20 protein-coding genes are annotated in these 21,925 nt (G+C 68.6%); 9 read left to right on the forward strand and 11 right to left on the reverse strand.

All coding sequences use genetic code 11. The features are described 5' to 3' along the window. The first annotated feature begins 29 nt into the window (after nt 1-29). A complete protein-coding gene (locus tag GTY96_RS02570) occupies nt 30-539 on the forward strand; it encodes a DUF1285 domain-containing protein (protein ID WP_201755762.1) in 510 nt (169 codons plus the stop codon). On the opposite strand, the gene recA is transcribed toward GTY96_RS02570, so the two are convergent. Then, nucleotides 536-1,561, reverse strand: coding sequence for a recombinase RecA (recA, locus tag GTY96_RS02575; protein WP_143898160.1), 1,026 nt, complete (start codon nt 1,559-1,561; stop codon nt 536-538). The two genes, GTY96_RS02570 and recA, sit on opposite strands and share 4 nt — an antisense overlap. 282 nt (nt 1,562-1,843) lie before the next feature. Here recA and GTY96_RS02580 point away from each other — a divergent pair, with 282 nt between their 5' ends. Further along, a complete protein-coding gene (locus GTY96_RS02580; protein WP_255441814.1) occupies nt 1,844-3,223 on the forward strand; it encodes an NAD(P)/FAD-dependent oxidoreductase in 1,380 nt (459 codons plus the stop codon). Here the strand turns inward: GTY96_RS02580 and GTY96_RS02585 are convergent. The 5 genes from GTY96_RS02585 to GTY96_RS02605 all read right to left on the reverse strand — a co-directional run bounded on the left by GTY96_RS02585 (nt 3,146) and on the right by GTY96_RS02605 (nt 7,524). Next, nucleotides 3,146-4,783 carry a YifB family Mg chelatase-like AAA ATPase gene (locus GTY96_RS02585; protein WP_235685292.1) on the reverse strand — a complete coding sequence of 546 codons (1,638 nt, stop codon included), beginning with the start codon at nt 4,781-4,783 and terminating at the stop codon, nt 3,146-3,148. The two genes, GTY96_RS02580 and GTY96_RS02585, sit on opposite strands and share 78 nt — an antisense overlap. Before the next feature lie 227 nt (nt 4,784-5,010). Further along, nucleotides 5,011-5,511 (reverse strand): ExbD/TolR family protein, encoded by a 501-nt coding sequence (locus tag GTY96_RS02590; RefSeq protein ID WP_143898162.1) that lies wholly within the window; start codon nt 5,509-5,511, stop codon nt 5,011-5,013. After that, nucleotides 5,511-5,921 carry an ExbD/TolR family protein gene (locus GTY96_RS02595; RefSeq protein WP_120523783.1) on the reverse strand — a complete coding sequence of 137 codons (411 nt, stop codon included), beginning with the start codon at nt 5,919-5,921 and terminating at the stop codon, nt 5,511-5,513. Before GTY96_RS02595 ends, GTY96_RS02590 begins: the two co-directional genes overlap by 1 nt. A 103-nt stretch (nt 5,922-6,024) precedes the next feature. Further along, entirely contained in the window at nt 6,025-6,702 is a 678-nt protein-coding gene (locus GTY96_RS02600) for a MotA/TolQ/ExbB proton channel family protein (RefSeq protein WP_143898164.1), read from the reverse strand. 75 nt (nt 6,703-6,777) lie between these two features. Next, a complete protein-coding gene (locus tag GTY96_RS02605) occupies nt 6,778-7,524 on the reverse strand; it encodes an energy transducer TonB (protein WP_143898166.1) in 747 nt (248 codons plus the stop codon). Nucleotides 7,525-7,756: 232 nt separating this feature from the next. On the opposite strand from GTY96_RS02605, the gene GTY96_RS02610 reads away from it, so the two are divergent. From GTY96_RS02610 to GTY96_RS02625, 4 genes are all read left to right on the forward strand, one after another. Further along, nucleotides 7,757-10,936 (forward strand): TonB-dependent receptor, encoded by a 3,180-nt coding sequence (locus GTY96_RS02610; RefSeq protein WP_161663749.1) that lies wholly within the window; start codon nt 7,757-7,759, stop codon nt 10,934-10,936. 31 nt (nt 10,937-10,967) lie between these two features. Next, nucleotides 10,968-11,678 carry a hypothetical protein gene (locus tag GTY96_RS02615; RefSeq protein ID WP_161663750.1) on the forward strand — a complete coding sequence of 237 codons (711 nt, stop codon included), beginning with the start codon at nt 10,968-10,970 and terminating at the stop codon, nt 11,676-11,678. Between the two features lie 116 nt (nt 11,679-11,794). Continuing rightward, on the forward strand, nt 11,795-13,342 hold the full coding sequence (locus GTY96_RS02620) for a radical SAM protein (RefSeq protein WP_161663751.1): 1,548 nt from the start codon (nt 11,795-11,797) through the stop codon (nt 13,340-13,342). A gap of 99 nt (nt 13,343-13,441) precedes the next feature. Further along, on the forward strand, nt 13,442-14,380 hold the full coding sequence (locus GTY96_RS02625; protein WP_143898174.1) for a hypothetical protein: 939 nt from the start codon (nt 13,442-13,444) through the stop codon (nt 14,378-14,380). A gap of 10 nt (nt 14,381-14,390) precedes the next feature. Here the strand turns inward: GTY96_RS02625 and GTY96_RS02630 are convergent, their stop codons facing one another. Next, entirely contained in the window at nt 14,391-14,993 is a 603-nt protein-coding gene (locus GTY96_RS02630) for a hypothetical protein (RefSeq protein ID WP_235685293.1), read from the reverse strand. A gap of 26 nt (nt 14,994-15,019) precedes the next feature. Then, nucleotides 15,020-15,571: a DUF4920 domain-containing protein gene (locus tag GTY96_RS02635; protein WP_186001729.1), complete on the reverse strand. Its 552-nt coding sequence runs from the start codon at nt 15,569-15,571 to the stop codon at nt 15,020-15,022. An 89-nt stretch (nt 15,572-15,660) separates the two neighbouring features. On the opposite strand from GTY96_RS02635, the gene GTY96_RS02640 reads away from it, so the two are divergent. Beyond that, nucleotides 15,661-16,092, forward strand: coding sequence for a DUF2752 domain-containing protein (locus GTY96_RS02640; RefSeq protein ID WP_143898180.1), 432 nt, complete (start codon nt 15,661-15,663; stop codon nt 16,090-16,092). A 21-nt stretch (nt 16,093-16,113) separates the two neighbouring features. Beyond that, nucleotides 16,114-16,692: a glycerol-3-phosphate 1-O-acyltransferase PlsY gene (plsY, locus tag GTY96_RS02645; RefSeq protein ID WP_143898182.1), complete on the forward strand. Its 579-nt coding sequence runs from the start codon at nt 16,114-16,116 to the stop codon at nt 16,690-16,692. Here the strand turns inward: plsY and GTY96_RS02650 are convergent. The 3 genes from GTY96_RS02650 to GTY96_RS02660 all read right to left on the reverse strand — a co-directional run bounded on the left by GTY96_RS02650 (nt 16,618) and on the right by GTY96_RS02660 (nt 21,371). After that, nucleotides 16,618-17,847: a THUMP domain-containing class I SAM-dependent RNA methyltransferase gene (locus GTY96_RS02650; RefSeq protein ID WP_143898184.1), complete on the reverse strand. Its 1,230-nt coding sequence runs from the start codon at nt 17,845-17,847 to the stop codon at nt 16,618-16,620. The genes plsY and GTY96_RS02650 overlap by 75 nt on opposite strands. A 53-nt stretch (nt 17,848-17,900) precedes the next feature. Further along, on the reverse strand, nt 17,901-18,185 hold the full coding sequence (locus GTY96_RS02655; RefSeq protein ID WP_143898186.1) for an antibiotic biosynthesis monooxygenase family protein: 285 nt from the start codon (nt 18,183-18,185) through the stop codon (nt 17,901-17,903). Nucleotides 18,186-18,293: 108 nt separating this feature from the next. Continuing rightward, nucleotides 18,294-21,371, reverse strand: coding sequence for an FtsK/SpoIIIE family DNA translocase (locus tag GTY96_RS02660; protein ID WP_161663752.1), 3,078 nt, complete (start codon nt 21,369-21,371; stop codon nt 18,294-18,296). A gap of 192 nt (nt 21,372-21,563) precedes the next feature. Between GTY96_RS02660 and GTY96_RS02665 the strand changes: the two genes are divergently transcribed. After that, nucleotides 21,564-21,899: a TFIIB-type zinc ribbon-containing protein gene (locus GTY96_RS02665; RefSeq protein ID WP_143898189.1), complete on the forward strand. Its 336-nt coding sequence runs from the start codon at nt 21,564-21,566 to the stop codon at nt 21,897-21,899. Nucleotides 21,900-21,925: the final 26 nt, after the last annotated feature.

Consider the following 21,925-nt stretch of genomic DNA (forward strand, 5'->3'; position numbering starts at 1 on the left):
CCGGACTTCCCCCGCACATCAAGGGCGACATGCAACCTCCTACCGGTCAGCCCCCTCCAGGCAAGCGTTGGCATACGCGTGAGGACAGCGGCATCCGCCTCGATGCCGCGTTGCGCTGGTGGCACGACGACGAGCCCATCGAGCACCCGAAGATCATCGAACTCTTCAACGCCTCGCTGGTCCTGGACGAGGACGGGCGCTACCAGCTCCGCATCGCTTCGGACTGGTGCTACGTCCACGTGGAGGACGCGGCCTACGAGGTGCGCACCGTGGACGTCACGCCGGACGAGCGTGTGTCCTTGCGCTTGAGCGACCGCACGGCGGAGGCGCTGGACCTGGGGGCGCTCCAGCTCACGCCCGACGGTGTCCTCACCTGCCGCGTGAAGCAGGGCAGGGCGAAGGCGCGCTTCTCCCGCGACGCGCAGTATCAGTTCGGCGAGCTGCTGGAAGAAGGCCCCAAGGGACAGCTGGTGCTTCACGCGGGTCGACACCAATGGGAGGTCCCCCTCTCGCTGGATGCGCTACGGGCTGTGTCCTAGGCCGCCTCGACGGAGGCGGGGGGCATCGGAGGCGCCGTGGCGCCCACCTGCTCTCGGGCGAGGGTCTCCAGGACGTCCGGGTGTGCCCGCAGCCATTCGCAGGCCCGCTCGCGGCCCTGTCCGATGCGCTCTCCCCGCAGGCTGAAGTGGCTGCCGGACTTCTCCACCACGCCCGCGCTCACGGCCAGGTCCAGCACCTCGGCGGCGCGGTGGATACCCGTGCCATAGAGCACGTCGAACTCCGCTTCCTGGAACGGAGGCGCCAGCTTGTTCTTCACCACTTTCACACGGGCACGCGAGCCCACCACCGCCTCGCCCTCCTTCAGGTTGCCCGTGCGGCGGATCTCCATCCGCACCGATGCGTAGAACTTCAGCGCGTTGCCACCCGTCGTCGTCTCCGGGTTGCCGAACATCACGCCAATCTTCATGCGGATCTGATTGATGAAGATGATGCAGGTACCGGAGCGGCTTACCGCGCCCGTGAGCTTGCGCAGGGCCTGGCTCATCAGGCGCGCCTGGACGCCCATGTGCGCGTCCCCCATCTCCCCTTCGATTTCCGCGCGAGGCACCAGCGCGGCCACCGAGTCCACCACGATGAGATCCACCGCGCCCGAGCGCACGAGCTGCTCGGTGATTTCGAGCGCCTGCTCCCCGGTGTCCGGCTGCGCCACGAGCAGTTCATCCGTGCGCACCCCCAGCTTGCGCGCATAGGACAGGTCCAGTGCGTGCTCCGCATCAATGAAGGCCGCCACGCCCCCCACGGCCTGCACCTGGGCGATGGCATGCAAGGTGAGCGTCGTCTTGCCGGAGGACTCATTGCCGAACAGCTCCACCACGCGGCCTCGTGGATAGCCGCCCACGCCCAGCGCCCGGTCCAAACCCACCGAGCCGGTGGGGATGACCGCCACCTTCTGCTCCGGTGCATCCGCGCCGAGCGTCATCACCGCGCCCCGGCCGAACTGCTTCTCGATGGACGCCACCGCCGCCGCCACTGCCTTCAACTTCTCCGTCAGCTTGCTCATCTCGCCTGACTCCCTCGCCGCCCTGCGGGCTGGATGCCTCTGGCGTATGGACACAGCAACGGACATGCCGCGCGGTTTCCAGCGCGCGGACCCTGCAAGGGCGTCCAGGTTCGCCCGGTCCGTCCGAAATGGCGGAGCGGCGTGGCTGTCTCCCGCACGTTGAGAAAGCTTGAGGTGAGGACGTATCCGCATAAGCAGACACGGGGGCACGTGACAGCCCACCTTGGTGGGATGGAAGGCTTTGCATTGAATCCTGAGCACCTCGGCGTGATGTGTCCTCACGTGAAAACGACCCGTGAGAACCTTCCCCATGTGGTCATCCTGGGAGGCGGCTTCGGCGGCCTCTACGCGGCCCGCTACCTGCGAAAGGCAGGGGTCCGCGTCACGATGGTGGATCGTCACAACCACCACCTCTTCCAGCCCCTGCTGTACCAGGTGGCCACGGCGACGCTCAGCCCAAGCGACATCGCCGCGCCGCTGCGGGCGATGCTCGGACGCGATCAGGTCCAGGTGCTGCTCGCGGAGGTGACTGGCGTGGACACCGCGCGCAAGCACGTCCTCCTGTCAGATGGTGAGCTGACGTATGACTTCCTCATCGTCGCCACCGGTGCGACGCACTCGTACTTCGGCAACGATGCCTGGTCGCGGCACTCGATGGGGCTGAAGACGGTCGAGGACGCCCTGGAGATCCGCCGCCGCGTGCTGCTCGCCTTCGAGCAGGCCGAGCGCGAACCTGATCCCGAGCGCCGCCGCGCGCTGCTCACCTTCGCCATCATTGGCGCGGGCCCCACGGGAGTGGAGCTGGCGGGCGCGCTGGCGGAGATCAGCCGCAAGTCATTGTCAGGCGACTTCCAGAACATCGACCCGAGGGACGCGCGCGTCATCCTCATCGAGGGAATGGATCGAGTGCTCCCCACCTATCCAGAGAGCCTCTCGGGCGAGGCCCGCCGGTCACTGCAGAAGCTTGGGGTCGAGATCCGCACTGGCACCCGGGTGACGAACATCGACGCGAGAGGCGTGGACATGGGCCCCGAGCATCTGGCGGCCCGCACGGTGCTTTGGGCCGCGGGTGTGGAGGCTTCTCCCGTGGCCCGTTCGCTGGGCGTGACGCTGGACAGGGCGGGGCGCGTCCCGGTGACGCCCGAGCTGACCGTGCCGGGGCATCCCGACATCTTCGTCGTGGGGGACCTGGCGCTCGTGAAGCTGGACGATGGGAGCGCGGTTCCAGGAGTGGCGCCCGCGGCGATGCAAGAGGGCAAGCACGCCGTCCTCAACCTCCGCCGCCAGCTCGAGGGCCAGCCGATGCAGCCCTTCCGCTACTGGGATCGAGGCACCTATGCGGTCATCGGAAGAGGCCGTGCCGTGGGCGTGGCCTTCCGCCGCGTCCAGCAATCCGGATTCGTCGCCTGGCTGGCCTGGCTCTTCATCCACCTCACCTTCCTCATTGGCTTTCGCAGCAAGCTGGCCGTGCTGCTCAACTGGGCCTACGCCTACCTGACGTTCGGCAGCTCGGCGCGCATCATCACCGGTCCCGCGCCCCGCTTGGATGCCCGCGTCGCGGGGGCGTTACCCATGGGTGGGACGTCAGTCCTTCTCGAACGGGGACTCTCGTCCCCCGAAGCCCTCGACGCCCTGACGCCAGGAAGGGGAGGGGAGGCGTGAAGTGTTCGCCGTCCCGTGGGTGTTGGCGTGCAGCCACCCCCGGCGGTCCAGCATCCGGCAGTCGACCGCGAGCTGCATGTCCACATCCTCGATGCGTCCGTGCCCTTCCAGGTCCGCGCGCGTCAGCGCCAGCTTGAGGATGCGGTCATGTGCCCGGGCGGAGAGGCCGTGGTGGCGAACCGCGAGCTCCAGCATCTGCTCCGCGCGCGGTGACAGGGCGCAGTAGCGGCGCAGCAGATGCGAAGGCATCTGGGCGTTGCAGTGCACCCCGGGAGCGTCGTGGAAGCGAGCACGTTGCCGCGCTCGCGCGGCCTCCACACGTTGCCGGTAGTACTGGCTCGGCGGCTCCTGGGTCTTCGCCGCGAGCTGGTGGTACTCCACGGGCCGTGTCTGCACGGTGATGTCGATGCGGTCCAGGAGCGGCCCACTGACGCGCGCGTGGTAGTCGAAGACGCGGTGCTCCGCGCAGGTGCATGTCCGCCCGGGGACGTTGAAGTAGCCACACGGGCAGGGGTTCATCGCAGCCACCAGCATGACCCGGCAGGGATAGGTGATGTGTTGGTTCGCTCGCGCCAGATGGATGGCGCCCTCCTCCAGGGGCTGGCGCAGCACCTCCAAGACGTTCTTCCGGAACTCGGGGAGTTCGTCGAGAAACAGCACGCCGTGGTGGGCGAGGGACAGCTCGCCCGGACGCGCGGCGGGTCCACCACCCACGAGCCCCGCGTCGGACAGCGTGTGATGGGGCGCGCGGAACGGGCGCTCGCGCATCAGCGCCTGTTCGTCTCCCAAGAGGCCTTGGATGGAGTAGACCTTCGTGACCTCCAAGGCCTCGTCGAAGGTCATCTCCGGGAGGATGCCCGGCAGCCGTCGAGCCAGCATCGTCTTGCCTGAACCAGGAGGGCCGGCCATCAGGACGTTGTGCCCACCTGCCGCCGCGAGCTCCAGCGCCAGCTTCAGCTCCGGCTGCCCGCGTACGTCAGCCATGTCCGCGCCTGCCTTGCGAGGGCCCCTCGGGGACGCTCCCGTGCGTGTCAGCGGCGCCAGAGGGGCACTGCCGGTGAGGTGGCCCACGGCCTCTCTCAGATGGGTGACCGGCAACACCTGGAGTCCCTCCACCAGCGCGGCCTCCGCCGCGTTGGCGGAGGGCACCATCACCCCCTTGAAGCCACCACTCCGGGCCGCCACGGCCAGAGGGAGCACTCCCTTGATGGCCTTGATGGATCCATCCAGCGACAGCTCTCCACCAAAGAGGTACTCGCCCAGCGGCTCCTCCTCCATCAGGCGCGCCGCGGCCAGGACCCCCAGGGCGATGGGCAGTTCGAAGGCGGCTCCTTCCTTGCGGAGATCAGCGGGCGCCAGGTTCACCGTGATCCGCTTCTGCGGAAGGTCGAAGCCCGCGTTCTTCAGCGCGGAGACAACCCGGACCTTCGACTCCCGTGCCGCGCCCTCTGGCAGCCCCACGACGTTGAAGTAGGGCAGGCCGAGGGCCATGTCGACCTCGCACTCCACCACCACCGCGTCGATGCCCATCAACGCCCCCGACCGAACCCGCGCCAGCATCGTTACCCCCTCCCCACCTGCTCCGGAGAACGGAAAAGCAATCCCCGTACCGGGCCGCTGGCCTTGCGAGCCGCCACTGGGCTGGCCATCCGCCGGATCAGACGCCGAGTCCCGCGCGGGGACCCAGGAGCCCCAAAAGCAGAAGCCCGCTGGCGTCGGAACGCCAGCGGGCCTCGAATGATTCGGTGACGGGCTTTCGCCGCGTCAGCCCTGATGGGAGGAACGGATCAGGGCGTCGGCGCGGGCGCGCCCTCAGGCGTCGTCTGCGTGCCCTGGATGACGGCGTTCTGGGGAAGCTCGGTGGCCATGCCCAGGATCTTCGCACCCGCGGCGCGCGCTCCGTCGAGCGCCACCACGAGCTTGCCGTAGTTCGCCGCATCGTCCGCCATGAAGAAGACGACCTTCTCGTCCGGCTTCTTGGCGTTCAGCATCCGCTTGAGGCGCGCGACGTAGTCCGACGCGGGGATCTGCTCCGTGTTGATGGAGTAGGCACCGCTCTTGTCCACTTGCACGACGATCTGCTGATCATCAGGCTCCGGCGGAGGCTGGTTCTCCTCCACCTCTGTCTCCGGGACCCGGACGAGGATGTCCTTCTCCAGGAGGGGCGTCACCACCATGAAGATGATGAGGAGCACCAGCACCACGTCCACCAGGGGCGTGACGTTGATCTCCGAGTTCGGTGCGGACGCGGGCTTGACCCACTGACGCTGCTTGTGTCCTCGGGACATTACTTCTTCTCCTCGACACCCAGGGCGATCTGCTTCGCCTTCGCCTTGCGGGCCGTGTCCAGCACCTTGCGCACGTCGCCCACGTTCAGGGCGTTGTCGCCCTTCAGCAGGATCTTCTTGCCTGGATCCTTCACCAGCTCCGCGGCGATCTTCTCCTGGAGCCCCTTCTCGTCGACCTCATCGTTCTCCACGAACATCTTCTTGTCCGGGGTGATGGAGAGGATCAGGGGGTCTGCTTCCTTGCCTTCCTTCTCGATCTCCGTGGCCTTGGGCAGCTCCACGGACTTGCCGCGCTGGAGCATGGGCGTCACGACCATGAAGATGATGAGGAGCACCAACACCACGTCCACCAGGGGCGTGACGTTGATCTCGCTCTTGATGCCCCCTTTGGGGCCTGCTGACATTCCCATGCGTGCACCTGTTTCCTGGATGGGACGTCCACCCTGGGGCAGCGCGGCTTCACAGCCGGGCCGCCCTCATGGGTGGAGATGTCCCAGGGATGGGAGGCTTCGACTAAGCCGCGTGCGACGAACCGCCGCCCACGTGCCGCGCCACCACGTCCAGGAACTCGTTGGAGGACTCGGAGATGTCCACGGAACGGGCATCCACCCAGCCCTGCAGGAAGTTGTAGGCCATCACGGCGGGGATCGCCACCAGGAGGCCGAACGCGGTCGTGATGAGCGCCTCGGAGATACCCGCGGAGATGGTCGCCAGACCGCCGGAGCCCGCGGCCGCCATCAGCTGGAAGGCGTTCACGATACCCATCGTGGTGCCGAGCAGACCGACGAACGGCGCCGTGGAACCCACGGTGGCCAGCAGGCCCAGTCCGCGCTTGAGGCTCTGCACCTCGCGCTGCGCCTGGCGCTCCAACGCGCGGGCGACGGACTCAACGGCCAGGTCCTTGTTCCCGGGGCTGATGCGGTACGCCGTCAGGCCCGAGTTGATCACGCGGCCCAGGTGGCCCACGTCCTTGCCCAGGTTGGTGCTCGCGGCGGTGGTCAGGTCGCCCTTCGCGAGGATCGCGCCCATCTTGGCGGCGAAGTTGCGGCTGTCCGAGCGGGTCTTGCGGAAGACGATGATCCGCTCCGCCATGACGACCAGCGACGCCACCGACATGATGGCGAGGGTGAAGATGATCATGCGGGCGAAGAGGCCCGTGTGTTGCCAGATATCAAGCAGGGTGAATTGCATGGCTGTGGAGCGCTCCTCCTCACGAGCGCGAGGTGATGTTCAGCGGACTGCTCAAGCGGGTGCTGCCTGGCTGGATCAGCGCGGCAGCTTCAGGTTGAAGTTGAAGGTGTACTGGACTTCGACCGGCCTGCCTTGGAACGTGACCGGCTTGTAGCGTGAGGCGGCCAGTACGTCCATCACGGCCTGCTCCATGTGAGGGAGCGGCTTGATGACGCGGCAGCGCTCGACCTTTCCCTCGGTCGTGATGACGCACTTCACGATCATCAAACCCTGCACGCGGGCCTCGATGGCCTCACGCGTATAGGACACCTCTGGACCCGCGACCTTCTCCGGACGCGTCATGCCCTGACCGAACGCGAGCACGTCCGTGCCCGTTCCGCCCAGCTGGCCGCCCACCACGCCGCCGATCACACCGCCGACCACGCCTCCAACGACACCACCCGCCACGCCACCCTCGACGCCACCCTCGACCTCCGCCTCGCTCGCCTCTTCATGCTCGGGCTCGGGCGCGGTCTCGGTCTCCTGGGGCTTCTGCTGGGGGATCTCCTTCGGCTGCACGATCACGTCCTTCGGCTTCTTGGGCGTGACCTTCTTCTCCGTCTTCGGCTTCGACGCCGGAGGGGGAGGAGGCGGCGGGGGCGGCGGCGGCGCCATGGTCGCCTTCAGCGTGACCTCGACCTCCTTCTCCTCCACGGGAGGTGGGCGCGTGGAGAGATAGGCCACAAGACCCAGCAGGCCGACGTGGAGCAGCGTGGAAATGCCAGCACCAACGCCGAAGCGCGACCTGGGTCCTTGCCCGCGGTCAAGGACTGAATCGAACATGCACTTAACTCCTCTTCACCAGTGGACTGCCCGTCCCCGCCCTGCCCGATCGAAGGCCGGCACCATACAGAAAAGGGTTCCGGGTTCAAGCAACCGTGTCTGGCACCGCCGACCGATGTGATCGGCCAATGCCCCACTGGTCACCAAAAAGCAACGGTCTATTGACAACTGCTTGACCTCGGATATTTTCCCAAGTCATTTTCGGTTGCAGCCCACCTTGGAGGGGTTTGGTATGCAAGTGAAACAAGTACTTCGGGAAACCGGAGTCGTCCTTGCTGCGGGTCTGTTGTACGGATCCGCGGCTTTCGCGCAGTCCAGCGTCATCATCGGCACTGTCCTCAACACTGAGGATAAGAAGCCGGCAGCCGATGTCGTTGTGACGGCCACCTCGCCCAACCTGCAGGGCGAGCAGACCGTGGTTACCGACGCTCAGGGTAACTACCGTATTCCCCAGCTGCCGCCGGGCACGTATACGCTGCGGTTCGAGAAGGAGACGTTCAAGCCTTACGCCCGTCCCGAAATCCAGTTGCTCCTCAACCGCACCATCCGCGTGAACGTGGAGCTCCTGCCGGACTCCTTCACGCAGACGGTGGACGTCATTGGCACGCCGCCGACGATCGACGTCGGCTCCACGAGCCAGGGCGTCAACGTCGATCAGGAGTTCATCAAGCGCATCGCGGTGGCCCGTCCTGGCGGTAAGGCGGGCGGCACGCGCTCGTTCGAGTCCCTGGCCGAGCTCGCCCCGGGCGCCCAGAACGACCAGTACGGCGTGTCCATCAACGGGACGACCTCGCCTGAGAACGGCTACGTGGTGGACGGTCTGTCCACGAACGATCCGGCCTTCGGCGTGAACGCCAGCCCGCTGAGCATCGAGTTCGTGCAGGACGTGAACATCATCACCGGCGGTTACATGCCGGAGTTCGGTCGCTCCACGGGCGGTGTGATCAACGCGGTGACCCGTTCGGGTTCCAACGAGTTCCACGGTTCCGTGTTCGCCAACTGGACGCCGGGCGCCCTGGAAGGCAACCGGAAGCTGATCATCGAGGACGGCTCCACGGTCAGCGGCCTGAACGCCCTGAGCAACCTGGGCGACTTCGGCGCCACCCTCGGCGGCCCCATCCTGAAGGACAAGCTCTGGTTCTTCGCCGGCTTCGCGCCGTCGTTCCAGCGCTACAAGCACACGCGTTCGCTCAACGCCTTCGATCTGACCGCCCCGTACGTCGAGGGTGGCGACAACGAGATCGCGACGGACGCGAACGGCTTCAGCAAGGTCCAGCAGATCCCGGGGTCGCAGCAGAACTACTTCGCGGACTCTCGCACGATCCAGTTCATGGGTAAGTTGACCTACCTCATCAACCAGGATCACAACGTGTCGTTCGCCCTGAACGGCACCCCGACCGTGTCGGGTGGTCTGGGCAAGCTGCGGATCGACCCCCGTTCGGGCGGTCTGCCGGCGGCCCAGGCTCGGCGTCCTGAGGACATCGGCCAGACCGAGCAGCGCGCGAACAGCACGGCGCTCGCCCTCAAGTACGCGGGCGCGTTCATGGAGAAGAAGATCCTGGTCGACGCCAACCTCGGTTGGTTCCACCAGACCGCCGGGACGACCCCCGCGGACGGCACCGCCATCGGATCGACGACGGGCATCGCGGGCTACGCGATGGCGCAGTACACCCGGACGCGTCCTCTGTCGACGTTCGAGACCGTGCCGAACGCGTCGGAGTTCTGCGGCGAGTCCGTGGGTGAGCAGCTCCTGCGCTGCCCGGCGACGAACTACCTCGTCGGCGGCCCTGGCTTCATGTCCGAGGCCACGCTGGACCGCTACCAGATCAACGCGAAGGCCACGTACCTGCTGAACGCGCTGGGCACGCACGTCTTCAAGGCGGGCGTGGACACGGAGTTCCTGACCTTCGACCAGAAGAAGGCCTACTCCGGCAGCGTGTTCCTGGCGGAGAGCAGCTCGCTGGTGAACGGCCGCCGCATCTGGACGGACAGCCGTCGCTACGGCTACCAGACGGCCCCGGACACGCCGGTGTTCGAGACCCTGCAGCAGTCCTCGACGAGCGGCACCACCATCGGTGGTTTCCTCCAGGACAGCTGGTCCATCGCCAACCGCGTCACCCTGAACCTGGGCGTGCGCTACGACGTGCAGTCCATGTACGGCGGCGACGGCAACCTGGCCCTGAAGCTCGGCAACCAGTGGTCGCCCCGCGTGGGCGCCGTGGTGGATCCGTTCGCCAACGGCCGCGCGAAGCTGTACGTGAACTTCGCCCGCTACTACGAGCAGGTTCCGCTCAACATGATGGACCGCGCCTTCCCGGGTGAGCGCCGCTTCAGCGCGCGTCGCTACCTGGCGGAGCCCGGCCAGGCGGGTGGCTGCGACCCTTCCACGCTGGAAGGTCAGCGCGGCAACTGCGCGGACACGGCGTTCATCGCGCCGCGCGCGGAGAACACCTCCAACGCGAACCAGCTCTACAGCGGCGGTCTGGTGCAGAGCGAGCCGGTCGATCCGGACATCAAGCCCCAGTCCTCCGACGAACTGGTGGTCGGCGGCGAGTACGAGCTCCTGGCGAACACCCGCCTGGGCGCGAGCTACACGCACCGCGACATGAACAAGGTCATCGAGGACATGAGCCGCGATGACGGCAACACGTACTTCCTCGGCAACCCCGGCAGCGGCTTCGCCAAGGAGTTCCCGACCCCGCAGCGTGACTACGACGCGGTCACCGTCTACCTGAACCGTACGTTCTCGGACGGCTGGCTGGCTCAGGCGAGCTACACGTGGTCCCGCCTGTACGGCAACTACCCCGGTCTGTTCCGCCCGGAGAACAATCAGCTCGACCCGAACATCCTCGCGGACTTCGACCTGATCGCCCTCCTCAACAACCGCACGGGTCTGCTGCCCTTCGACCGTACGCACGCCGTCAAGGTGTTCGGCGCCAAGGAGTTCAACATCTCCAACGCGCTGTCGGCGAGCATCGGTCTGTCCTACCGCGGCAACTCCGGTACGCCGATCAACTACCTCGGCGCCTACCCGGGCTACGGCCAGGATGAGACGTTCATCCTGCCGCGCGGCAGCGGCGGTCGCACCCCGTGGGTCAACAGCGTCGACTCCAACGTGGGCGTCAACTACCGCGTGAGCAAGGACAGCGTCGTGTCCTTCACCCTGGACGTGTTCAACCTCTTCAACTTCCAGACGGCGGACCGCGTCGACAGCTCGTACACCTTCGCGGAAGTGCTGCCGATCTACGATCCGAAGACCAAGACCTCTGGCTCCGTGGCTGACCTGGACAAGGTCCCGCTCGCGGATGGCTCGGGCTACCTGTCCGCTGACGACGTGAACAAGAACTTCAAGAACCCGGATCGTTACCAGGCGCCGCGGCAGGTCCGCTTCGGTGTTCGGTACACGTTCTAGTCCACCCGACCACGTGAGGAAGATAAGCAACATGCGCAAGAGCATTCTTTCAACGGTGGTTGCGGTAGGCCTTGCCGGCAGCCTCACCGCCTGCAACTTCGAGCAGCCGAGCGCTGGGTGCATCGTTCAGGACGCGTCCTTCGCCCTCTGGTGGGCGAAGTACGACATGACCGAGGCGCCCACGGGCACTGACTGCGCGGCTTCCGAGCCGCTGGTTGGCGACCGGATGGGGATCTGGAAGTTCGCGGACCCCGTGGCGAACACGGCGAAGCTGGTGATTCGTCCGCTGGGCCTGGCGGCGCTGGGCCAGTACGACGCGACCAACACCTTCGACGGGCTGCAGGCGACGGGCAACCTGACGACGACCACGGACGCGAACGACTTCTGCACGGCGAGCGAGTTCAACACGGCCGGGGTCAACGCGAACCAGGGCGTCTTCGCGAGCGCTCCGGAGAAGATCACCTATCAGTTCGCCAATGTCCGGGTGTACTCGAACCCGGGCGCTCCTGGCACGCAGCTGACGGGCGAGCTGACCTACACGAACAACAACTGCACCTCGAAGTACGTGGTGCGTGCGGTGTGGCCCGCCACCCCGTGCGACCCCACCCTGGACCCGAGCGACGAGGCGAACTTCGTCGACACGTGCGGTCCTGGCTCCGGCATCAACCCGGACTTCGCGCTCGTCTGCGACGCGGAGACCGAGTTCTGCACGCCGGCGAAGGCCATCCCGTCGTTCAAGTAGTCGTCACTGAGCGACCCTGAAGGTCCATTGCGGCCCCGGCAGCCTCTCCCCCACGTGGGAGTGGCGGTCCGGGGCCGCGGTGTTGTTGGAGTCTGGATTCCACAGTCGGGAGGACCATGGAGGGCCGTTACGAACTCATCGAGCACGTCTGCTCGCTTCTGGCGGACGAAGTCGGGACGCTCCGCAAGGAGGCGCCCTACCGGGTCGCGCTCTGCTACCCGAGCCCCTACCACGTGGGCATGAGCTCGCTCGGCTACCAGGCCATCTACCGGGAGGTCCATTCACACCCAGGGGCGACCGCCGAGCGTGTGTTTCTTCCCGATGATGTCGAGACATACAAGAGAACAAGGACGCCATTGTTTACCTGGGAATCCCAGGCTTCGGTGTCTGCCTTTGAAATGCTGGCATTCTCTGTCGCGTATGAGTTGGAGCTCACAGGGCTGTTTACAATGTTGGAGTTGTCTGGTTTGCCGGTTCTTTCTTCCGAGCGAGATGCCAGACATCCGCTGGTGGTGGCGGGGGGCCCGCTGACGTTCTCCAACCCGGATCCGCTGGAGCCCTTCGTGGACGTGCTGGTCCAAGGGGAGGCGGAGGATCTGATCCACGTGCTGCTGGAGGCCGCGGCCTCCATGGAGCGCGAGGCCCTGTTGGATCACCTGTCGCGGATCCCTGGCTTCCGGGTGCCCGGACGGGGCGGTGGGGCGCGCTACCATGTCGCGAAGGCGACGGATGCCCGGCTGCCGGCGCGCACGCAGATCATCACGCCGCACACGGAGCTGCGCTCGATGTTCCTCATCGAGCCGGAGCGGGGATGTTCGCGCGGCTGCCACTACTGCGTCATGCGCCGCACGACGAACGGTGGCATGCGCACCGTGCCCCCGGAGCGCATCCTGTCGCTCATCCCCGAGCACGCCAAGCGCGTGGGGTTGGTGGGGGCGGCGGTGACGGATCATCCGCGCATCGTGGAGTTGCTGCGCACCCTGGTGGACTCGGGGCGCGAGGTGGGGGTGTCGTCCCTGCGCGCGGACCGGCTCACGCAGGAGCTGGTGGATCAGCTCCGGCGGGGTGGGGCGACCAACCTCACGGTGGCCGCGGACGGCGCATCCCAGAAGATGCGTGACCTGGTGGACCGCAAGCACTCCGAGGAGCAGATCGTCCGCGCGGCCCAGTTCGCCCGCACGGCGGGCATGAAGCAGCTCAAGGTCTACAACGTGGTGGGCCTGCCGCACGAGGAGGACGCGGACATCGACGAGCTGATCCGCTTCACCACGGAGCTGTCGCGGATCCTCCCGGTGGCCCTGGGGGTCGCGCCCTTCGTGGCCAAGCGCAACACGCCGCTGGACGGAGCGCCCTTCGCGGGCCTGCGCGAGGTGGAGAACAAGCTGGAGCGGCTGCGCAAGGGGTTGCGCGGGAGGGCGGAGGTCCGGCCCACGTCCGCGCGCTGGGCCTGGGTGGAGTACATGCTGGCGCAGTGCGGCCCGGAGGCGGGGCTCGCGGCGATGGACGCCTGGCGTGCTGGAGGGAGCTTCGCCGCGTGGAAGCGGGCCTTCCAGGAGCGAGGGTGCGAGCCGTACATGGCCCGCCGGGTGGAGGACGGACGGCGCCAGCCCACGGTGTGGCCCATCGTCCCGGGCCGCCCCCCGCTCCAGCCGTCCGCCGCCTGACGGGGCCCGCGAAGGCCGTATTCGCCGGGCCCCGCTTTCCGCTAGAAGACGGCCAGCGGGGCCGATGGCCGGCACTCGCATGGCCTCGGAGAGCATCTGGTGAGCACGCAGCGCGTGGAAAAGTCGTGGCAGAAGACGGGCCTCAAGGACTACTCGACGGAGGCCCTGCTGGGCACGCTGGGGCACTACGGCGTCCCCGTGAGCGAGGAGGACTACCGCAAGCTGGCGGAGTCGGCCTACCCGCTCGGCATCGCCCAGCAGTGGGCGGGCAAGTGGAAGGGCACCGGCCCCTTCAAGGACTACGTCGTGGCCGCGGCCGTGGAGCTGTGGCGCCGGTGGATGCCGGACCGCGTGTCCCCCCAGGACTTCACCCAGGGGCTGGCGACGCTGATGCAGGTGCTGGTCCACAAGCTCAACGGCGCCAAGGAGGCCCCGGCGGCCTCCGCCTTCGAGCACGTGAAGTCCCTGCGCTCGAAGCTGACGGTGGATGACAAGGGCGTGCTGCCCGCGCCGTTCCTCCAGGAGGCGCTGGCGCCCTTCTCCGAGAAGGACGCCGAGCTGTTCGACAGCCTGGCGGAGTCGCTGGCCGCCCAGGGCCACCTGGACGACGCGGCGGCGTTCGCAGACGTGGAGGAGTTCCTGCTGCCCGACCGCCGCGGCATCTCCCAGGCGGTGGTCCGCGCCGCGAAGGGCGAGCGCGAGCCGGCCATCCAGGACCTGAAGAACCTCATCCACGACACGGCGCGCGCGCCCATCTCGCGGCTGCTGGCGGTGGATGGCCTCATCCACCTGCAGGCGTGGATTGACGCGTCCGTCGAGGGCCGCGGCCTGCTGGCGGAGGCGGAGAAGGCCAGCGACATCCACCTGGCGCTCGACCTGGTGCCCCGCCTGGAGCACGTCTTCAAGCAGCAGAACGACCGGTCCGCGCTCCTGGAGCTGATGGGCACGCAGGAGCGGCTGGAGGCGCTGCACGACAAGATGCACCCGGGCCACCGGGCGCACCGTCACCAGCACGCGCAGCCCCAGCGCCGTCGCTAGGCGCGCGGGCTCACGTCCCCGTGCGCTGGGGGCCCTGGGACCCCGGGGCCTCGGGCGCTTCGGGGGGCCTGGCTTCGGAGGCCTTCGGACCTTCCGCGTCCGGCGTCGCGGGCCGCTCGGCGCTCGGGCGCTTGAGCTTCACGGTCGTCACGCCGGGCACTCCTTCCGCCACGTCCCGCACCGGCACCACGGCGCCCACCGTGGTGTAGCGGATGGCGCCGGTCTGGGTGAAGGCGTGCTTGAGGGCGTACTCGCGGGCGCGGGGGAGGAACCACTCCCGCACCCGGGGCAGCGGCAGCGCGTGCAGCTCGCCCTGCGTGAGGAACACGTACAGCATCAGGTCCGCGCCGCTGTAGAGGAAGCAGCCCGGGGTGTCCTTCTCCAGGTTGGAGACCAGCTCGAAGAAGTAGCGGCGGCGGGTGGCCTGACGGTCTCCCTTCACCTCGATGCCGCGCACCTCTCCGGAGGGCAGCTCCCAGAGCAGATCCACGCCACGGTGCTGGAAGCGGGGATCCAACTGCACGTCGTGCACGCGCGAGCCGGGCTCCGTCTCCAGGAGCCACGCGCGGGCGTGCTGCACGGCGCGGTCGGCCGCGCCCTGCACTCCGCGCATGCTGAAGCTGCGGCCTCCCATCGCGGCTAGCGGCGCAGCTCGACGCCGGAGGCCACGAGCTGGACCTCGCGCGGCTTGCCGTCGGTGCCGCGCGGGACGATGGCGCCCTCCGCCTCGTAGTGCTTCGCGTGGGCGTCGCTCAGCTCCGCGACCTTCACCACGCCCTCCACGCGCGCCTGAGAACCCGCGGAGTCCAGCGGGACGAAGAAGCCGTAGTCCTTGAACGTCACGCGCACGCCGGGGCTCTTGGCGTCCTGCGCCAGCTCCATCCAGCAGCCCTTCTTCTCGCAGGCCTTGCGCACCTGGCCCTCCACGCGCACGACCTTCCCGTCGTGGGCCTGGGGCTTCGCGAGCAGCTCCGACAGCTTCACCGTCGGCTCGCCCTTCAGGGCCTCGCCCCGGGTGAGCGTCCAGCCGGTGTTCGCGGCCTGGGTGGCCTCGGGCGCCTTGGCCTCGGCGGGGTGATGGCAGTCGCTCGACGCGGCGGCGGCCTTGGCGGGCGCGGGCGTCTTCTCCGCGGCGAGGGCCACGAGGGGAACGGCGACCAACGTCACGAGGGCGGTGCGGAGCATGTGCATGCCCGTTCGCTTAGCCCAGGTTTCCGCGCCCGGGCAAGGCACCCCTTCCATCCTTCCGGCTTGTCCCGCACACTCGGCGCGAGGTGCGCATGAAGGTCACCATCCCCGCTCCCAACCGCCGGTTGGGTACATTCGAATGGCTCGGGCTCGTAGGGCTCGGGGGACTCCTGGTGGGGCGCTACATCCCCGTGGCCCGGCTCATCCCGTTCTGGGGCTGTGTGCTGCGCCAGCATACAGGCTGGCCCTGCCTGGGCTGTGGGCTCACCCGGGTGGCGGACCGCGTCGCGCACTTCAACATCCCGGGCGCCTGGGAGGCCAATCCCCTGGGCACCGTGTGCGCGCTGTTGTTCGCGCTGGCCGCCGTGGCGACGGTGCTGCACTTCCTCTTCGCGCTGCCCATTCCGGAGGTGACGCTGGAAGAGCGCGAGTGGCGGTGGGTGCGCATCGCGTTCCCGCTGGTGTTGCTCGCCAATTACGCCTACGTCGTGGTGCACACCCGTTTCCCGCACCTGCTGTCGTAGGACCGCGCTCCCTTCTCCTCCGTGCTCTCCGCCTTCCTCCTGCTGGGCTACCTCTGCGGCTCCGTCCCCTTTGGCGTGCTGCTGACGCGGTGGGTGCGCGGGGTGGACGTGCGCGCCAGCGGCAGCGGCAACATCGGCGCGACCAACGTCACGCGCGTCGCCGGCAAGAAGCTGGGCGCGGTGGTGCTGCTGCTGGACGCGCTCAAGGCCGTGCTGCCCGTGGCGCTCGCCGTGTACTGGATGCCCGGGGATGCGCGGGCGCATGTGCTGGTGGGGCTGGCCGCGGTGCTGGGCCACGTGTACCCGGTGTGGCTCAAGCTCCAGGGCGGCAAGGGCGTGGCCTCCGCGCTGGGCGTGCTGGTCGTGCTGGTGCCCGAGGCGGCGCTCGCCGGAGCCATCATCTACGGCCTGGTGGTGGCGCGGTGGCGGGTGAGCTCCGTGGGCTCGCTGTCCGCCGCGGTCGTCGCCATCGTGACCGCGTTCCTCACCGCGCACGCCCGCGAGTACGTGCTGCTCACCGCGGGCCTATTCGTCCTGATGCTCTGGACGCACCGGAGCAACCTCCAGCGACTCGCCCGGCGCACCGAGCACCGGCTTTGAGCCGGGGGGCAGGGGCGGGGCGCGGTAGCCCAGGAGCGTGCACGGGATGGGGCCATTCCACACGTCGCGCCGGGCCATGGGGCGCGCGTGGAAGGCGCTCTCGAAGGCGGGGTTGCCGGACAGCACCCACACGCGCCAGCCCGGCAGCGCGCGCAGCGAGTCACCCAGCTTGAAGTAGAAGGTCTTCATGCCCTTCTGGCCGCCGGAGCCGAGCCGGTCGCCGTAGGGCGGGTTGGTGAGGATGAGCCCGCCCCCGTCCGGCAGGGGCGGCAGCTTCGTCGCGTCCCCTTCCGCGAGGGTGATCTCCTCGCCCAGCCGCGCCGCCTTCACGTTGCGGTCCGCGGCCTCCAGGGCCTCGTCGCTCTTGTCGAAGCCGAGGATGGGGACCTCCACCTTGCGCTCGTTGCGCCGCGCGTCCGCGCGCAGGTCCGCGAGCAGCTCCTTCGCGCGGAGGCCCAGGTGCGGCCAGCGCTCCACCGCGAAGCTCCGGTTGATGCCCGGGGCGCGCTTGCGCGCGATGAGGCCGCCCTCGATGACGAGCGTGCCCGAGCCGCACATCGGATCCACCAGGGCCTCCGTGCCGGTGTAGCCCGCCGCGCGCAGCAGGGCCGCCGCCAGGTTCTCCTTCAGGGGCGCGGGGGTGGGGCGCACGCGGTAGCCGCGCCGGTGCAGCGGCTCACCGCACAGGTCCAGGGAGAGGGACAGCTTCTCCTTCACCAGGTGCGCCACCACGGACACGTCCGGGTTGCGCGTGTCCACGTCCGGCCGCGAGCCCAGCTTGCCGCGCAGGCGGTCCACGATGGCGTCCTTCACCTTCAGCGCCACGAAGCCCGAGTGCGCGTGCTCGGTGTCCTTCAGGTTCGCGTCCACCGCGAACGTCACGTTCGTCGTGAGGTGCTCCTCCCACGGCACGCTGGCGACGGCGTCGTAGAGGCCCTGGGCGCCGGGGGCGTCGAACTCGCCCAGCGGGTAGAGGACGCGCATGGCGATGCGGGACCAGAGGCAGACGTTGAGGGCCTCGTCGAGCGCGGCCATGAAGCGCACGCCGCCCCGGTCCTGGCGGATGCGCTTCGCGCCGAGCTCCTTCAGCTCCTCGGCCAGCAGGTCCTCGGTGCCGCGAGCGGCGGTGGCGAATAGGGCAAGACGTTCAGCCATGGTGCACCGCCCTTAGACGACCCCGGGGCGATTGGGAACTGGCAACACGGCCTTCAGGTGCCCACGACCTCGTACAACGTGAAGGTGGCGCCCTCCTGGGACGCGCTGGCCCCCTTCGCCCGCTGGAAGTCCTCCGACTGGAAATAGGCCTTCATGGCCTCGCGGTCCCTCCAGCGGGTGACGAGCAGGATTTCAGGCGAGGGCTCGAACGAGCGCAGCACCTCCAGGCCCAGGAAGCCCGGGTAGCCGTCCACGCGCCGCGAGCGCTCCTGGAGGCGGTGGACCCAGCCCTCCGCGTCCTGGGGCGACGTCCGGAAGCGGGAGATGGCGACAATCATTCGGGGGGCCCGGGAAGGAGAGCGGGGGCGCCCGGAGCTGCTCCGGAACGCCCCCGAGGGGAAAACCTCCGGGGACGGGTGCCCGTTCCCCGGCTTCGCCCTGACGGGCTACATCGCCCCGGCGCCGGGCATGTCGCCCAGGCCGCGCAGCAGCACCTCGCGGGGCTTGGCGCCGTCCGCGGGGCCCACCACGCCGTCGCGCTCCATGCGCTCAATCATGCGCGCCGCGCGGTTGTAGCCGATGCGCATCTTGCGCTGGAGCATGGAGATGGAGACGGAGCGCATCTCGCTGACCGCCGCGAGCGCCTGGTCGTAGAGCTCGTCGGACAGCTCGTCCTCCTCGCCCCCGCCCTCCACGTCCTCGTCTCGCGGCTTGAGGATGGACTCGTCGAAGACGGGCTTGCCCTGGGCCTTGAGGTGGTCCACCGCCTTCTTGATTTCGTGCTCGGAGACGTAGGCGCCGTGCACGCGCTGCAGGTGGGCGCTCGTCGGCGGCATGATGAGCATGTCGCCCATGCCCAGCAGGGCCTCCGCGCCCACCGTGCCGAGGATCGTCATCGAGTCCGGCTTCGAGCGCAGCATGAAGCTGATGCGCGTGGGGAAGTTGGCCTTGATGATGCCGGTGACGACGTCCGTGGACGGACGCTGCGTCGCGACCATCAGGTGGATGCCCGCCGCGCGCGCCATCTGCGCGAGGCGCGCCACGTACGTCTCCACCTCGCGGCTGGCGACCATCATCAGGTCCGCGAGCTCGTCGATGATGACCACGATGTAGGGCAGCTTCTTGAGCTCCTTCTTGTCGGCGGGCGCCGCCTCGGCCTGCGGGGCCCCGTCGGCGTCATCCTCCTCGAACTCCGCGTCCACCTCGCCGTCGGCGTCCAGGCCGGAGGCGGCGTCGGAGACGATGGCTTCGCGCAGGTCCTCGTCATCCTCGCGCGGCGCGGCCACGCCCAGGCCGTCGCTGGCGGAAGCGGAGGCCTGCGCCGTGCTGCCTTCCACGTCCACGACGAACATCTTCTTGGGCTTCGCCTTCTTCTTCGCGGCGGGCGCGGCGGCGGGCTTCTCCTCCGCCGCCTGGGTCTCCACCAGCTTGTTGAAGCCGGCGATGTTGCGCACGCCCGCCTCGGACAGCATCTGGTAGCGGCGCTCCATCTCCTCCACCGCCCAGCGCAGCGCGAGCGCGGCCTTCTTGGGGTCGGTGACGACGGGGAGCAGCAGGTGCGGGATGCCCTCGTACACGGAGAGCTCCAGCATCTTCGGGTCCACCATGATGAAGCGGACCTCCTCGGGCGTGGCCTTGAGGAGGATGCTCATGATCATCGAGTTCACCGCCACGGACTTGCCGGAGCCGGTGGTGCCCGCGATGAGCAGGTGGGGGGCCTTCACCAGGTCGAAGACGTACGGCATGCCTTCGATGTCCTTGCCCACGCACATGGTGAGCTTGCTGCTGCTCTTCTGGAACGTGTCCTGTTCGGCGATCTCCTTGAGGAACACCGTCTCGCGGTCGCGGTTGGGGACCTCGATGCCCACCACGCCCTTGCCGGGGATGGGGGCGACGATGCGCACGCGCATGGCCTCCATCGCCATGGCCAGGTCGTCCTGGAGCGCGGCGATCTTGCTGACCTTGATGCCGGGCCCGGGCAGGAACTCGTACATGGTGACGACGGGGCCGGGGCGGATCTCCACCACCTCGCCCACGATGCCGAAGTCCGCGAGCTTCGCGCGCAGCTTCTCCGCCGTGACGAGGAAGGCGTCCTTGTCCAGCGCGGAGCGCTCCTTCTTGTCCGCCTCCAGCACGTCCAGGGGCGGCAGCGAGAAGCTCTTGCGGTCCCCCACGAACTCGAACTGGTCCTGCGGCCGCTTCACGGCGGTGGGCTTGGGCGGCGCCTTGGGCTCCACGATGAGCGGCATGCGCGCCAGCGCGGCGGGGGGCGCGGGGATGAGGGCATTGCCCGGCGCGGCGGCCGAGGGCTTCTCCGCCACCACGGGCTTCTGGACGGGCTCGGCCACCGGGGGCGCGAGCGCCGCGGCGGGCACGGGCGGGGTGGACGGGGCGGAGGGCGGGGTGACGATCTGCGGGGTCTTGCGCGGACGGCGCGGCGGCTCGGCGGCCTCCGCGTTCGCGGGCAGCTGCGGCTGGGGCGCGAGGAAGGACGCGGCCCAGGCGGGATCCGCGCCCGGCGAGCGGCGCTCGGCGCGCTCCGGGGGCAGGGAGGGCTGCTCTTCCGGCGCGTCGTCCTCTTCCGGCAGCTCGTCGCGGGCGGTCTTCTTCTCCAGCTTCTCGCGCTCGCGCTGCTCCTTGAGCGCCTTCTTCGCGTTGGCGGCCTGCTCCTTCTCGTTCTGCCGGGCCAGGCGGACGGCCTCCTCGGCCAGGCTCTCGGCCTCGGCGGCTTCGGCTTCCTCGGCCAGCCGCTCGGCCTCGGAGAGCTCCTCCTCCTCGGCCTCCAGCTCCGCGAGGAACGCGGCCTCCTCTTCCTTCTCCTGCGCGAGCCGCTCCTGGCGGGCCGCGTAGTTGACCTTCTGCTGCTCCCAGAACACGTGCGCGGCCTCGGAGAGGCGGCGGCCCAGCACGGTGAGGCCGGCCCACACCAGCGAGCACAGCTTGAAGAACGTGTACTGCGTGCCCACGATGAGCGCCGCCGCGCTGATGGCGGTGACGAGGATGATGGTGCCGACGGTGGAGAACATCCCCTCCATCAGGCCGCCCAGGCCCGCGCCCAGGGCGCCGCCGGGCGGGTGGGCCCAGCCCCGGTCCTTGGCGAACATGAGCTGCGCGAGCACGGACACGCTGCACGTGAGCAGCGCCAGGGAGATGACCTGCGGCAGGCGGCGGCGCTCGCGGTTGCCCACGAAGAGCACCACGGCGGTGTAGATGCCGCCCACGGGGATGAGGTACGCGCACACGCCCAGCGCGCCGCGCAGGGTCTCCGCGATGAGGTGCCCCATGGGGCCCACCGCGTTGTGGAAGCCGGGCCCGACCCGGTCGTGCGCGTCGAACGTGGCGACCGCCAGCAAGGCCAGCAGCGAGGCGGCCAGGATGAAGACGCCCACGAGCGCCCGCTTGGCCGGACTGGCCGCGCCCGGCGCCTTCATCTTCTTGTTCGCGAGTGCCTTGCGGCGGCTCGCGATCTCCTGTCGGGACAGGACTGTCTTCTCCGCCCGACCACCCTTCTTGGCCGCTGTCATGGACCCCTGGTTCCCTCTGCCCGATTCCAGCCGCGTAGCGAGCTGTAGCAATCCGCCCGGCGAGAATAGGGAGGGAGGAGGCGGGGTCAATTTTCCGGCAGGCATCCGAGAGGGCGGGACAGGGCCTACATTTCGGGCGCACCCCCCTGGCGACAGGGTTATGGTGCCTGCCGCCAAGGAGAACCCAAGACCATGTCCGACCTGCACCCTGACAAGCCCTCCCACAACGAAGACGACTACTTCGCGCGTGAGGAGATCGAAGTGAAGCGCAAGCTCGCCCTCCAGCAGGCCCAGGAGACGGCGGCCCAGCAGCGCGAGGCGCTCAAGCAGCTGCACTACATGAAGTGCCCCAAGTGCGGCATGGACCTGCAGACGCTCAAGCAGGGCAACGTGGAGCTGGAGAGCTGCTTCAACTGCCACGGCGTCTGGCTGGACGCGGGCGAGCTGGAGCAGATCGTGAAGAACCACGGCCACGATGGCGGCGGCAAGGTGATGGGCGCCATCCTCAACCTGTTCAAGCGTTCGTAGTCCCGCCCTTTTTGGGAGGAGGCTTC

This window comes from Corallococcus silvisoli, assembly GCF_009909145.1.
In the GTDB taxonomy this organism is placed as follows: Bacteria; Myxococcota; Myxococcia; order Myxococcales; family Myxococcaceae; genus Corallococcus; species Corallococcus silvisoli.

What these genes read in the sequence shown, in the direction of transcription:
- GTY96_RS02660 (WP_161663752.1), bottom strand. Translation starts at nt 21,371, where the DNA reads ATGACAGCGGCCAAGAAGGGTGGTCGGGCGGAGAAGACAGTCCTGTCC.
- GTY96_RS02615 (WP_161663750.1), top strand. Translation starts at nt 10,968, where the DNA reads ATGCGCAAGAGCATTCTTTCAACGGTGGTTGCGGTAGGCCTTGCCGGC.
- GTY96_RS02640 (WP_143898180.1), top strand. Translation starts at nt 15,661, where the DNA reads ATGAAGGTCACCATCCCCGCTCCCAACCGCCGGTTGGGTACATTCGAA.
- GTY96_RS02590 (WP_143898162.1), bottom strand. Translation starts at nt 5,511, where the DNA reads ATGTCCCGAGGACACAAGCAGCGTCAGTGGGTCAAGCCCGCGTCCGCA.
- GTY96_RS02630 (WP_235685293.1), bottom strand. Translation starts at nt 14,993, where the DNA reads ATGCGCGGAGTGCAGGGCGCGGCCGACCGCGCCGTGCAGCACGCCCGC.
- GTY96_RS02655 (WP_143898186.1), bottom strand. Translation starts at nt 18,185, where the DNA reads ATGATTGTCGCCATCTCCCGCTTCCGGACGTCGCCCCAGGACGCGGAG.
- GTY96_RS02665 (WP_143898189.1), top strand. Translation starts at nt 21,564, where the DNA reads ATGTCCGACCTGCACCCTGACAAGCCCTCCCACAACGAAGACGACTAC.
- GTY96_RS02585 (WP_235685292.1), bottom strand. Translation starts at nt 4,783, where the DNA reads ATGCTGGCGCGGGTTCGGTCGGGGGCGTTGATGGGCATCGACGCGGTG.
- GTY96_RS02650 (WP_143898184.1), bottom strand. Translation starts at nt 17,847, where the DNA reads ATGGCTGAACGTCTTGCCCTATTCGCCACCGCCGCTCGCGGCACCGAG.
- GTY96_RS02570 (WP_201755762.1), top strand. Translation starts at nt 30, where the DNA reads ATGCAACCTCCTACCGGTCAGCCCCCTCCAGGCAAGCGTTGGCATACG.
- GTY96_RS02620 (WP_161663751.1), top strand. Translation starts at nt 11,795, where the DNA reads ATGGAGGGCCGTTACGAACTCATCGAGCACGTCTGCTCGCTTCTGGCG.
- GTY96_RS02600 (WP_143898164.1), bottom strand. Translation starts at nt 6,702, where the DNA reads ATGCAATTCACCCTGCTTGATATCTGGCAACACACGGGCCTCTTCGCC.
- GTY96_RS02595 (WP_120523783.1), bottom strand. Translation starts at nt 5,921, where the DNA reads ATGGGAATGTCAGCAGGCCCCAAAGGGGGCATCAAGAGCGAGATCAAC.
- GTY96_RS02635 (WP_186001729.1), bottom strand. Translation starts at nt 15,571, where the DNA reads ATGCACATGCTCCGCACCGCCCTCGTGACGTTGGTCGCCGTTCCCCTC.
- recA (WP_143898160.1), bottom strand. Translation starts at nt 1,561, where the DNA reads ATGAGCAAGCTGACGGAGAAGTTGAAGGCAGTGGCGGCGGCGGTGGCG.
- GTY96_RS02605 (WP_143898166.1), bottom strand. Translation starts at nt 7,524, where the DNA reads ATGTTCGATTCAGTCCTTGACCGCGGGCAAGGACCCAGGTCGCGCTTC.
- GTY96_RS02610 (WP_161663749.1), top strand. Translation starts at nt 7,757, where the DNA reads ATGCAAGTGAAACAAGTACTTCGGGAAACCGGAGTCGTCCTTGCTGCG.